Origin of the sequence: Halomonas sp. Mc5H-6 (assembly GCF_024124705.1) — a bacterium.
GTDB lineage: Bacteria > Pseudomonadota > Gammaproteobacteria > Pseudomonadales > Halomonadaceae > Vreelandella > Vreelandella subterranea.
Window position 1 is genome coordinate 42311 of the sequence record NZ_JAMXSI010000005.1, and the last position, 11891, is coordinate 54201.

An 11891-nucleotide genomic window follows, 5' to 3' on the forward strand; every position below is an offset into this window, starting at 1 on the left:
ATGACGACTATTCAGAAAACGCCGCTTGAGCGCTTCCAGGAAACGATTACCGAGCACCAGTTAACGGTGATTCACGATGACGGCCTGCATCGCCACCTGCGTTGCGCACGCCCTGAGAGTAACGACCGCTATTTCAATATCACCACTTGGCCAGGCTTCCTCTGCATCAGTGGTGACATGGGCTGTTACGTATTTCAGCGCATTGAGGACATGTTCCAGTTTTTCCGCGATGAAGAGCTGCGTATCAACCCCGGCTATTGGCAAGAAAAGCTACAAGCCGGCCCCAGCATTGCGCCGAAAGAGATCACCAAAGAATGGCAGCCCGAAAAGTTCCGATCGGAAATCACCGAGTGGTTTGAAGACGCCACCGAGGATTGGGAAGCCGAGGATAAAGCAGAAGCTTGGGCGGACGTCGAAGACGAAGTGTTGAGCCAGGCAGACGACGAGGCTGCCGCCATCAGGTCAGCGCTGGCCTTCAGGTCCACTTTCGGCAGAGATCTATTTCAAGACTTCTGGGAAGTCGACTGCAAGCAGTGGGAAGGCCACTACCTGTGGTGCTGCTACGCCATCGTCTGGGCTATCCAGCAGTACGACGTCGCTAAGCAGGAGGCAGCGTAATGACTCAGCTAACCAAGGTTCAGCAGCGCGTTATCAGCAAGATCGCCAGCGGCGCAGCGCTCAATTACATCAATGGGGGGGGGGGTGGCGGCTTATGGACGGCACGAAGGTCCACCACCGCACGGTGGCATCGCTCAACGCCAAGGGCCTTCTGGAGCCATCAGGCAAGGACTTACTCGGCGACGCCGTTACCAGCTACGCACTGAATACGCATTAGGGATAAAGCCGTGATCGACCAAGCCGCATTTGACCGGATTTTTAAACAGCCTGCGCCAGCGAAAGCCAATGATCAGCCGCCCCGCGACAGCCAATAAGGATTGCCAACATGACCATGATCAAAAACGCCATCGTATTGAAAGCCCTTCTGCCCGAAGTAGCCCTCCTGCGCCAGCAGCTAGAGGCCGCTGAATGGGGGGAGATTGCAGAAACAGAATTCCGCCGCAATTCGTTTGTGCAGGCCGCTTCGGGTGAAATGGTGGCCGAGTTTCCTTCCGGCTTTGCGCTGTGCCTGCGCTGCCAGGAGAAGATCATTCCAACCGGCACTATCGGCGATGCCGTATTCAAGCGCGTGACTGAAGTTGAGGATGAGCGCGGCGAGCCACTCGATGACGAAGAACGCGACCAGTTGAATGTTGATGTAACCATGGAGATCTGCAAGCAAGCGTTCGTGAAAACGCGGTATGTGCAGGCTTTCTACCATCCTGAAAGCGAGTACCTGTTCATCAACTCAAGTTCGCCCGGCGATGTTGACCGCTTCATGGGATCGCTTATCAAGCTCGCCGGAAAGGTTCAGACCGTCACGATTCATATCAGTGGCGTTAAAAACGGCGTGACCGCTCGCCTTCGTGACGCTATCGAGCACCAGGACGACGAAGAAACGAAACCATTTGGGCAGCTAGAGCCGGATGATCACGCTCGTGTAAAACGCAAGCTTGAGCCGGGCGAGCCTGCCGAGGTGGTCACGTACAAGGGCACTTGGCTTGCGAATAACGACGAGCTACTGAGCCACCTGCGCGACGGCTTTGAGGTGGAAGAAATCGGCCTGAGTTACCCACCCGCCGCTATGTCATTCCGGCTGACGCACCAGTTTCGCTTCAAAGGAATCGACTTCGAGCCGCAAGAGCCCGAAGACGATAGCGGCGAAGGCGATGACGTTCATGACTGGCGGATGATGGCCATGCGTGAGGTGGAAGGCATGGTGGGCGTCGTCAATGAGCTTTGCGAGCTGATGGAGTACGAACAGCCGGTGCTTGAAGAAGAGGCAGATGACGACGACGAGAAGGAGCCGACGGCATGAAACGCATCTACATCAGCGGCCCCATGACGGGGCTGCCAGGCCTAAACTTTGGCGCGTTCCACCTCACGGCTCACCAGCTGCGGGCGCTGGGCTATGAGGTCGTCAATCCAGCAGAGAAGCAAAGCGAATCCGAAGACCTCAGCTGGGAGGAATACCTAAGGGAGGATCTTCGCCAGATGCTGACCTGCGACACCATCGCCCTGCTGCCTGGCTGGCAGGCATCGAAAGGCGCGCACCTCGAGCTGCACGTTGCCCACCGCGTCGGCATGCAGATCGTCGACGTCGAGCAGCTGCACCGTGAGGAAATCGCCCAGGAGGTGACCTATGCCCAAGCTTAACCACACGGTGACCGACCCGAATACCGGTGAAGAGGTCTCGCTTTCCCAACTGGCCGGCATATACGGCGTCAACGCGGGCACCGTCTACAGCCGCTATATGTCCGGCAAACGCGGCATGGATCTGATCACCAAACCGAAGCGCGGCAGCCTGAGTGCGTGCGAGCAAGAGCGCCAGCGGCGGGAGGATTTAAGCCGCTGCATTGAACTGGCCAAGGGCACGGCCCTTGCGCGGCCGCTAACCCATATTGCGGATGCCAGCAAAATGGCAGGAGGAAACCAGCATGTCTAAAGCCATCATCAAAGCCTTTGAAGAGCGCCAGCGGCAGATCAGTAAAGAGGGTTTTGACGCCACCCGGGATGATCAGTACATAGAGAACGAACTCACTGCCGCCGCTCTTTGTTACGTAGCCGTGCTTGTTGATACCGCTAACGGGGTCGCCCATCCACATGCGTTCCCTGCATTGACCTGGCCACGCACCTGGGACAGGTCTTGGTGGAAACCCAGCCACGACCCCAAGCGCAATATTGAAAAAGCTATGGCCCTGTTGGCTGCCGAATACGATCGTATCGAGCGCGCCGAGGAAGCAAGCAATCTAGAAGAGGAAAATCAGTTTGAAGTATGGGGGCTTAACGACAGTGACCCATTCAAAACCGATGACCTCAGCGAGCTGATCAGTGACCACGACCTTGAGGCAGGCAGCACCGTTTATGTGGGCATGCGATCGGAGCAGCTTCACGGCAGCACCTACTGCACAGGCGCTTACGATGCAGTTACTGAGCAAATGCAGGCGGCAGCGGAAGGCGATGTTGGCGAGCTTGCCGAAGATTATCCAGACGTAACACCCTCACAAGGCGCCCTGCTCGAGATATTCATCGACGCTTGGGCAGACGCCTACTGTAAGCCGAGTTTTTACCTGGTCGAAAACGTCCGTGAGTACGTCATCACCGCCGAAGACGTGGAGGCCAGCCAGTGACAGCCACGACTCACCTACGCGGCCACCCTATCGAATGGGACATTCTGGCCACACAATGGATCTACACCGATACGCGGCAGCCCACTGCCTCTACCTGGGAGGAACGGCCTTGCGGTCACTGCGGTGACCACTGCACGCCTGAAGGCCATGACCCATGCCTAGGCACGCTGCCCGGTGTCATGAACGCTTGCTGTGGCCACGGCGAGGCTAATGCCGCCTATGTGCAGTTTGGCGATAGGACAACTGTTCGCGGCCAAGAGGCGCTCAGCGTTATTGACGAGCTCCGCGCAAGCGATAAGGAGGCCAGCAAATGAGCCGCTACGCAGAAAACACCAGCGTATCCAGTGAGCGCAGCCGTGCCGAGATTGAGCAAACGGTATCCCGCTACGGCGCCAGCGGTTTCATGTACGGCTGGGACGGTGACACTGCAGTAATGGCGTTCCAGATGAACGGCCGCCGGATTCGCTTCGACCTCACCATGCCCGATCGCCACAGCGATGAGTTCACCACCACCGAAACCGGACGTAACCGGGCGCCAGCACAGGCCGCCAAAGCATGGGAGCAAGCATGCCGCCAGCGGTGGCGCGCCCTCGCCCTGGTCATCAAGGCCAAGCTTGAGGCGGTCGAGTCAGGCATCACCGAGTTTGAAGAAGAGTTCCTGGCGCACATCGTCCTGCCCAACGGCGGCACAGTCGGCCGCTGGATGCTGCCGCAAGTTAAAAGCGCCTACGAAACCGGCGACATGCCGCCACTACTGCCAGCCCCGAGAGGTTCATGATGGCTTACGGAGATTACAGCGGCCCAGATAAGGCCGACAAAGGCAAAGAGGGTGGCAGCTGCAATCGCACGCTCTGCCAGGTATCGCCAGCCATCTGGTTTAACCACGGATCGCGCTCTTGGTATTGCGCTGACTGTCGGCGTGACATCGAGCAGGACGCAGTAAACAAGCGGGATTGGATCACCAACTTTTACCCGTGGTGTAACCACCCCATGTTCGAGACCCGGGAAATGATGAATTCTCGCCAAGCCGAGGGCCACCCATGACCCAGCCAACCCACACCCATAGGGCAAGCGGCGGGAGATACCGCGAGCAATCGCAGCATCAAGGAAGTGGCCCCCTGGAAGGCCAGTGGCTGGTCATCTATGAAGACCTCGACAAAGGCATCATCAGTGGCACCACCCAGGCCGACTGGACACAGAACTGGCGGGAAGTAGCACCGGACGACTGCAGTATCTGCATGGGCTCCGGACACGACCACATCAAAGGCAATCGCGACAAGCCCTGTGGCCACTGCTTCGGGCTGGGCAAGGTTCTCGAGGACGGAGAAACACCAGCCGATCGCTGGGAGCTCGCCACCGTAGCCACCGGCATTATCCAGCGCCAGCAAGAAGAGCTGCTCAACCTGCGGCGTATTGCTCACAACCCCGCGGTGCAATCGCTCCTCGAGGAGCAAAAGCTCCAGGCGATCGAGGACAGTATGGGGCGGCAAGAGCAAGCCTGGCGCAGTGGGAAAGGCTACGGCCCTGGCGGCCAACGGATAACAGGAGACTGACATGCAACCACTACTCACCCCGCAAGAGGTGGCGGGCCTGCTCGGCGTCAGCGCCAGCTGGGTGTATGCCAACAAGGCGCGCATTGGCTTTATTACCATCGGCAAGGCGGTTCGCTTTGAGTCCGATGACGTTACGCGCTACGCTCTGAGCCGCAAGCGCGGCCCTCAGCACGAGGAACGCAAATGGGAATCACAGTCCGATACAGGGAAAAGCGCAACCGCTGGATCGTCACGGAAACGCACAACGATCAGCGACATCAATGCACGTTTGCAGGCACCAAGGAAGGGGAAAGGGAGGCACGCGAATACGCAGCCGCACGCCAGGCTGCAGTAAACGATGCCCGCTTTAACGGTGAAGTGATGGGGCGCCAGCCGCGGCGCACCTTCCTCGAAGCCGTGGAGCGCTGGATAGACGAGTATGACGTGACAAGCCAGATCAAGGCGATCAAGCCGGTGATTGCCTACATGGGCGAGGACGTCATGCTGGGGATGGAAACCGTGGACAAAGCGCGCAGGATGGCGCGCGACCTCGCCGGGCAGGGCAGAGCGCAAAGCACGATCAATAACCACATTCAGGTGGTGAAACGTGTGCTCAACCTGGCGTACCGCGAATGGGAATGGCTGGATAGACCGCTGGGCGACAAGCTCAAAAAGCCGAACCCGAAGAACGAGCGCCACGTATATCTAACGGTGGGTGACCTGCAGCGGCTACTGCAGGCCATACCCGATACACGCGGCGACGATAAGAAGATCATTGCCCTGGCTGCACTGACAGGGCTACGTCAGGGGGAGTTGCTGTCGCTTGAGCCGACCAACTACCACGATGGCCGCATCATATTGCGACCAGATCAAACGAAGAACGGCAAAGCGCGGGTGGTGCCGGTACCGGCGGATGCTCAGTCCTGGTTGAGCAACTTACCGTTTACCAGCCACAAGTATACGCTGCGCTGGACGTGGGATGAAGCGCGCAAGGCGATCGGTCGAACGGATCTGCGCTTCCACGATCTACGCCACAGCTACGCCAGCCTGTTAGCCCAGGCGGGTGAAAACATGACGACGGTGCGAGACCTGCTGGGGCATTCGAGCCTGCTTGTCACCAGCCGCTACAGTCACATTTTTGACGGAGGATTGGATGCAGTCGGCAGCAAATTGCCGAGCTTGAATGGAGCGTTTGGCGCGGCGATATGCGACCAAACTGCGACCAAGCACTAAACGCAGGGGAAATTGAGGCACAAAAAAAGGGGCCTAAGCCCCTGATTTTAAATATGGTGCCGGTGGCCAGACTCGAACTGGCACGCCTGTTACAGCGGCGGATTTTGAATCCGCTGCGTCTACCAATTCCGCCACACCGGCAATGGCTGCGCATTATACGTAGATCACCTTCTAGGTCAATCACATTGACTGACTTTATCGCCACAAAGCGCTATCCTATGCCGCCCGTTTGGTCACCGATATAGAGCTTTTTCATGCAGCGTGCGGATTTTCATTTTGAGCTACCCGACGAGCTTATCGCCCGTTACCCGTCTGAACAGCGTAGCGACTGCCGTTTGCTGTGCGTGGATGGCCAGAGCGGTGCGCTCGAACACCGCCGTTTTCCCGATTTGCTTGAGCTTCTCGAGCCCGGCGACCTGCTGGTGTTCAACGACACGCGAGTGATCCCGGCGCGCCTGCACGGCCAGAAAGCCAGTGGTGGCAAGGTGGAAATGCTGCTTGAACGCCCGCTGGATGCGCACCGTGGCCTCGCGCATCTCCGGTCGAGCAAATCCCCCAAGCCCGGCACCGAGCTGGTCTTTGAAGGTGATATTCACGCCGTGGTGGAAGGCCGTCGTGATGCGCTGTTCGAACTGCGCTTTTTAGGCGATACGCCCATGATTGCGCTGCTGGAAAAGCATGGCCATATGCCGCTACCGCCCTACATTACCCGGGAAGACGAGCTCAGCGACCGCGAGCGCTATCAAACCGTCTATGCCCGGCGCGATGGTGCGGTGGCAGCGCCTACGGCAGGCCTGCACTTCGATCAGCCGCTGCTCGATGCGCTGGCGGAAAAAGGGATCAATAGCGCCTTCGTGACCCTGCACGTCGGCGCTGGCACTTTCCAACCGGTGCGCGTGGACAATATTCTTGAGCACCACATGCATAGCGAATGGATTGATGTCTCAGAGGACACCTGCCAGCAGGTGCGCGCCACCCAGGCAGCGGGCAAGCGGGTGATTGCGGTGGGCACGACCAGCGTGCGCTGCCTGGAGAGCGCCTGCCTCAAGAGCCCGGACAATCAAATTGCCCCCTTCAGTGGCGATACCGATATCTTCATCTATCCCGGCTATGAATGGCGATGCGTGGATGCGCTGATCACCAATTTCCACCTGCCCGAATCAACACTGCTAATGCTGGTCTCGGCATTCGCAGGTTACGATAACATCATGCACGCCTATCAAACGGCGGTTGACGAGCGCTATGCGTTTTTCAGCTATGGCGATGCCATGCTGCTGACCCGCTGATCATGTCGCGCTTTAACCGCTTTCTGAACGAGTAACAACGATGCGAAACGAATGCTTTATGCGCTTTGAGCGCCTGGCCGAGGACGGTCGCGCGCGCCGGGGCCGCCTTCACTTCCCGCGCGGGACGGTCGAAACACCTGCCTTTATGCCGGTAGGCACCTACGGCACGGTAAAAGGCATGACGCCCGAGTCCGTCAAAGAGATCGGCGCCGAGATCATCCTGGGCAATACCTTTCACCTCTGGCTGCGCCCCGGCACCGAGGTCATCGAAGCCCATGGAGACCTTCACGACTTTGCCCAGTGGGACAAGCCGATCTTGACCGACTCCGGCGGTTTTCAGGTGTTCTCGCTGGGCGAGATGCGCAAAATCACCGAGCAAGGCGTGCATTTCCGCTCGCCGGTGGACGGCAGCAAAGTGTTCATGGGCCCGGAAGAGTCCATGGCGGTTCAACGCTCGCTGGGATCCGATGTAGTGATGATCTTCGACGAGTGCACGCCTTACCCGGCGACGTTCGAAGAAGCCGAGAAATCCATGGAGCTGTCGCTGCGTTGGGCCAAGCGTTCGCGAGACGCCCATGGCGACTCCCCCTCGGCACTGTTCGGTATTATTCAGGGCGGCATGCATCCTGAACTTCGTGAACGCTCGTTGAAGGGATTGCTCGATATCGGCTTTGATGGGCTGGCGATCGGCGGTTTATCCGTGGGCGAGCCCAAGGACGAAATGATCAAGGTGCTCGACTATTTGCCCACCTGGATGCCCGACGACACGCCCCGTTACCTGATGGGCGTCGGCAAGCCCGAAGACCTGGTGGAAGGCGTACGCCGCGGCGTGGATATGTTCGACTGCGTCATGCCCACGCGCAACGCGCGTAATGGCCATCTGTTCACCGCTGACGGTACCGTCAAGATCCGCAACGCTGTCCATCGCTTTGATACCCGGCCGCTTGAAGAAGACTGCGATTGCCATACCTGCCAGCATTTCTCACGTGGTTACCTGCACCATCTTGACCGCTGCAACGAAATGCTTGGCTCAATGCTCAATACCATCCACAATCTGCGTTATTATCAGAGGGTGATGGCTGATTTGCGCGCGGCAATCGAAGCGGGTACATTGACGAACTTTGTGGAAGGCTTCTACGCACGGCGCGGCCTGCCGGTGCCTCCCCTTGCGAATTAATCGGCGCGCGTATTAAGCGGGCGCTTTCTCTTGCTCATTCATTGAGTTTATAACCCAGGAGTTCTCTGCAATGCTGGATTTCTTTATCTCACCAGCCTACGCCCAAGAAGGCGCTGCTGGCGGTGGTATTGCGCAAATCGTGATGCTGGTCGGTTTTGTGCTGATTTTCTACTTCCTGCTTTGGCGCCCCCAGGCCAAGCGCGCGAAGCAGCACAAGCAATTGATCAGCAACCTGGACAAAGGCGATGAAATCGTCATCGGCGGCGGCATGGTAGGTCGCATCACCAAGGTGAGCGATGAGTTTCTGACCATGGAAATCGCCGAAGGCACCGAAGTCAACGTGCAGAAAAACGCCGTTGCCACCGTACTGCCAAAGGGCACCATCAAGTCCATCTAATGTAATGATGTAGCACCCCTGCCTTAATGCCAGCCATCCCGGCAGGGGTGACATGGTATCCACGATGGTGAACCTTGCTGTGCATAGTGAGTCTGTGCACAGCATTCCGTTTGTAATTGAAGGCAGGGCTTGCATGCTCAACCGTTACCCCCTGTGGAAGTATCTCTTGATACTGGCTGTTTTAGTGGCCGGCCTTATCTACGCGCTTCCCAACCTGTTTCCTGAAGATCCCGCCGTCCAAATCAGTAGCGCCGAAACCGGCGAAACACTGAATGAGAGCGAAATCGAGCGTGTCGAAAACGCCCTCGATGAGGCCGGCATAGCCGTCAAATCCATCGAACAAACCAACCAGCAGTGGCTTATCCGGCTACCTGATCCCAACGATCAGCTACGCACTCAGGAAATCGCCAGTGATGTATTGGGTGATGACGCCACAGTGGCCCTTAACCTTGCCGAAGCCACCCCCGGCTGGCTGCAGGCGTTTTCCGCCTCACCCATGACCCTGGGCCTCGACTTGCGTGGCGGCGTTCACTTCCTGCTGGAAGTGGACATGGAGGCGGCCCTGACCCAGCGGCTGGAAGTTAATGCCAGCGCCGTTCGCGAGATGCTGCGTAGCGAGGGCATTCGTTATCGCAACACCGAGATAGACGAGCGCAGCCTGTCGCTCGACTTTGCAGGCGAAGAAGATCGCGATGAAGCACGCCGCCTGATCAGCCGCGAGTTCCCTGACTTTGAGTACCGCAACGAAGAAGAAGGCCGCGCGGCGCGTCTGGTGATGTCACTGACCGACGAGCTGGTCAATGAAATCCAGGACTACGCGATCAATCAGAACCTGACCACGCTGCGTAACCGGGTGAATGAGCTAGGCGTCGCGGAGCCACTGGTACAACGCCAGGGGCCTAATCGAATCGTCGTCGAACTACCCGGCGTTCAGGATACCGTGGCCGCCAAGCGCGTTGTGGGCGCAACGGCTAACCTTGAGTTCCGCTTGGAGGCGCGCCCCGACACCCCCGAAAGCGAAACGGAAACCTTCAGCTTCCGTAACCAGCCTTCACGTTCAGCCGAGCTGATGCGCGACGTGATTGTTACCGGCGATAGTGTTTCCAACGCCAGCCGCAGCTTTGACGAAAACGGACGCCCCCAGGTCAACATCGACCTTGATGGCACCGGCGGCACCCTGATGAACCGCGCCACCCGCAGCAATATCGGGCGCAACATGGCAGTACTGTTCATCGAGCATAAAACCGAAGACCGCACGGTGATAGAAGATGGCGAGGAGACGACCGTTCGCGAACCCTATGTGGAACGCGGCCTGATCAGCCTGGCCACCATCCAGAGCGCGCTGGGTAACAGCTTCCGCATTACCGGCCTTGATTCACCCACCGAAGCCGCTGAGCTTGCCCTGCTGCTGCGTTCGGGGTCGCTTGCCGCCCCCATCTACTTCGTGCAGGAACGCACTATCGGGCCAAGCCTGGGGGCCGACAACATCGAGCGCGGTTTACTGTCGGTCCAGATCGGCTTGTTACTGGTCGCCCTGTTCATGCTGATTCGCTACAAGGTTTTCGGTATTTTTGCCAATATCGCGCTGGCGCTGAACCTGACGTTACTGGTCGCTGCCATGTCGCTTTTGGGCGCCACGCTGACACTGCCGGGGATCGCCGGGATCGTGCTCACGCTGGGCATGGCCGTCGACGCCAACGTGCTGATATTCGAGCGAATACGCGAAGAATTGCGCAATGGCATGTCGATTCAGCAAGCCATCTACTCGGGTTACGAACGTGCGTTCACCTCGATCGTCGACGCCAACATCACCACATTGCTGGTGGCGGTCATTCTGTTCTCGATTGGCACCGGGCCGGTCAAAGGCTTCGCCGTCACCCTGTCCATCGGTATTTTGACCTCAATGTTTACCTCACTGTTGGTGACGCGTGCCATGGTCAACCTGGCCTACGGCAGCAAGCCCGTCAAAAAGCTCTGGATCTAATGCCAATGCTCAGCCCAGATTTCACGAGGTGGTCATGAAACCTTTAACACAACGGCAAATCGACTTTATGGGGCGCCGCAAACTGGCGTTCATCGTCGCTGCCGTCATGCTGATCGTGTCGATTGGCGCGATTTTTTTCCAGCAGCTGAACCTAGGCCTGGACTTCACCGGCGGCACCCTGATTGAAGTGCGCTACGCCGACGCACCGAGCCTCGATACGGTAAGGCAACTGCTTCAGAACAATGGTTTTGAAGACGTGGCCGTACAAACCTTTGGCGCTTCCAGCGAAGTACTGATACGCCTGCGTCAAGCCTTCGATCCGGATATCGGTAATCAGGTCGTCAGCTTGCTGAGGGACGATGGTGCAAGCGTCGACCTAGTGCGCGCCGAATTCGTCGGCGCCCAGGTGGGTGACCAACTGCGCGACCAAAGCGGCATGGGGCTACTGGTCGCACTGGGCGTGGTGATGCTCTACGTGGCGCTGCGCTTCCAATACAAGTTCGCCATTGGTGCGCTGCTTGCGTTGATGCATGACGTCATTATCGTGGTCGGTTTTTTCGCCATCTTTCAGCTTGATTTCGACCTGACCGTGCTGGCGGCAATTCTCGCCGTCATCGGTTACTCACTGAATGATACCATCGTGGTGTATGACCGCATGCGCGAAGAAATCCGTATGTCGCGCATTGATGATATGCCGCAAATCTTCAATGATGCGATCAATGCCACGCTGTCCCGGACGCTGGCAACCTCAGGCACCACTTTGCTGGTACTCGTTGCCCTGCTGTTGCTGGGCGGCGACATGATCCAGAACTTCGCCATCGCTCTGCTGGTGGGTATCGTGGTGGGAACATTTTCATCCATCTATGTCTCTGGCGCACTTTTGCTCCCGCTCAAGCTGTCGCGGGAAGACTTGATCCCCCCTCAGAAAGAAACCGACGAAGAAGAGGAAGAACTGCCCTGATCAGGCAGACCCTGCCTCCAAAAAAACGCCCCTGCCGTCTCCACGGCAGGGGCGTTTTGTTTCGCTGACGGTATCTTGATAATCGGGCCTAGAT

General features: G+C 58.0%; 15 protein-coding genes and 1 tRNA gene. 15 read left to right on the forward strand and 1 reads right to left on the reverse strand.

Annotation, left to right across the window (positions count from 1 at the left end; genetic code table 11):
• The 10 genes from NH395_RS08965 to NH395_RS09010 all read left to right on the forward strand — a co-directional run bounded on the left by NH395_RS08965 (position 1) and on the right by NH395_RS09010 (position 5992).
• A complete protein-coding gene (locus NH395_RS08965) occupies positions 1-618 on the forward strand; it encodes a hypothetical protein (RefSeq protein ID WP_253024141.1) in 618 nt (205 codons plus the stop codon).
• A gap of 325 nt (positions 619-943) precedes the next feature.
• Positions 944-1915: a recombination-associated protein RdgC gene (gene rdgC / locus NH395_RS08970; RefSeq protein WP_253024143.1), complete on the forward strand. Its 972-nt coding sequence runs from the start codon at positions 944-946 to the stop codon at positions 1913-1915.
• Entirely contained in the window at positions 1912-2253 is a 342-nt protein-coding gene (locus NH395_RS08975) for a DUF4406 domain-containing protein (RefSeq protein WP_253024145.1), read from the forward strand. Before rdgC ends, NH395_RS08975 begins: the two co-directional genes overlap by 4 nt.
• Entirely contained in the window at positions 2240-2542 is a 303-nt protein-coding gene (locus NH395_RS08980) for a helix-turn-helix domain-containing protein (protein ID WP_253024146.1), read from the forward strand. Before NH395_RS08975 ends, NH395_RS08980 begins: the two co-directional genes overlap by 14 nt.
• Positions 2535-3227: a hypothetical protein gene (locus NH395_RS08985; protein ID WP_253024148.1), complete on the forward strand. Its 693-nt coding sequence runs from the start codon at positions 2535-2537 to the stop codon at positions 3225-3227. Before NH395_RS08980 ends, NH395_RS08985 begins: the two co-directional genes overlap by 8 nt.
• Positions 3224-3541, forward strand: coding sequence for a hypothetical protein (locus NH395_RS08990; protein ID WP_253024150.1), 318 nt, complete (start codon positions 3224-3226; stop codon positions 3539-3541). The genes NH395_RS08985 and NH395_RS08990 overlap by 4 nt, the downstream gene beginning before the upstream one ends.
• Positions 3538-4005, forward strand: a complete 468-nt coding sequence (locus NH395_RS08995) for a hypothetical protein (protein ID WP_253024152.1) — start codon at positions 3538-3540, stop codon at positions 4003-4005. The genes NH395_RS08990 and NH395_RS08995 overlap by 4 nt, the downstream gene beginning before the upstream one ends.
• A gap of 262 nt (positions 4006-4267) precedes the next feature.
• On the forward strand, positions 4268-4780 hold the full coding sequence (locus NH395_RS09000) for a hypothetical protein (protein WP_253024154.1): 513 nt from the start codon (positions 4268-4270) through the stop codon (positions 4778-4780).
• 1 nt (position 4781) lies between these two features.
• The gene (locus tag NH395_RS09005) at positions 4782-5114 is read left to right on the forward strand and encodes a helix-turn-helix domain-containing protein (protein WP_253024156.1); all 333 of its coding nucleotides are present in this window, start codon (positions 4782-4784) and stop codon (positions 5112-5114) included.
• Between the two features lie 26 nt (positions 5115-5140).
• Positions 5141-5992: a site-specific integrase gene (locus NH395_RS09010; RefSeq protein WP_253024158.1), complete on the forward strand. Its 852-nt coding sequence runs from the start codon at positions 5141-5143 to the stop codon at positions 5990-5992.
• Between the two features lie 54 nt (positions 5993-6046).
• On the opposite strand, the gene NH395_RS09015 is transcribed toward NH395_RS09010, so the two are convergent.
• Positions 6047-6133: transfer RNA gene (locus tag NH395_RS09015), tRNA-Leu, on the reverse strand.
• 113 nt (positions 6134-6246) lie between these two features.
• Between NH395_RS09015 and queA the strand changes: the two genes are divergently transcribed.
• The 5 genes from queA (at position 6247) to secF (ending at position 11797) form a co-directional block, all read left to right on the forward strand.
• Positions 6247-7278, forward strand: a complete 1032-nt coding sequence (gene queA, locus NH395_RS09020; protein WP_253024160.1) for a tRNA preQ1(34) S-adenosylmethionine ribosyltransferase-isomerase QueA — start codon at positions 6247-6249, stop codon at positions 7276-7278.
• A gap of 40 nt (positions 7279-7318) precedes the next feature.
• Entirely contained in the window at positions 7319-8455 is a 1137-nt protein-coding gene (gene tgt / locus NH395_RS09025) for a tRNA guanosine(34) transglycosylase Tgt (RefSeq protein ID WP_066321863.1), read from the forward strand.
• A 70-nt stretch (positions 8456-8525) separates the two neighbouring features.
• A complete protein-coding gene (gene yajC, locus NH395_RS09030; RefSeq protein ID WP_253024162.1) occupies positions 8526-8852 on the forward strand; it encodes a preprotein translocase subunit YajC in 327 nt (108 codons plus the stop codon).
• 133 nt (positions 8853-8985) lie between these two features.
• Positions 8986-10836, forward strand: coding sequence for a protein translocase subunit SecD (secD, locus tag NH395_RS09035; protein ID WP_253024164.1), 1851 nt, complete (start codon positions 8986-8988; stop codon positions 10834-10836).
• A 34-nt stretch (positions 10837-10870) separates the two neighbouring features.
• Positions 10871-11797, forward strand: coding sequence for a protein translocase subunit SecF (secF, locus tag NH395_RS09040; protein WP_253024166.1), 927 nt, complete (start codon positions 10871-10873; stop codon positions 11795-11797).
• The last annotated feature ends 94 nt before the right edge of the window (positions 11798-11891 follow it).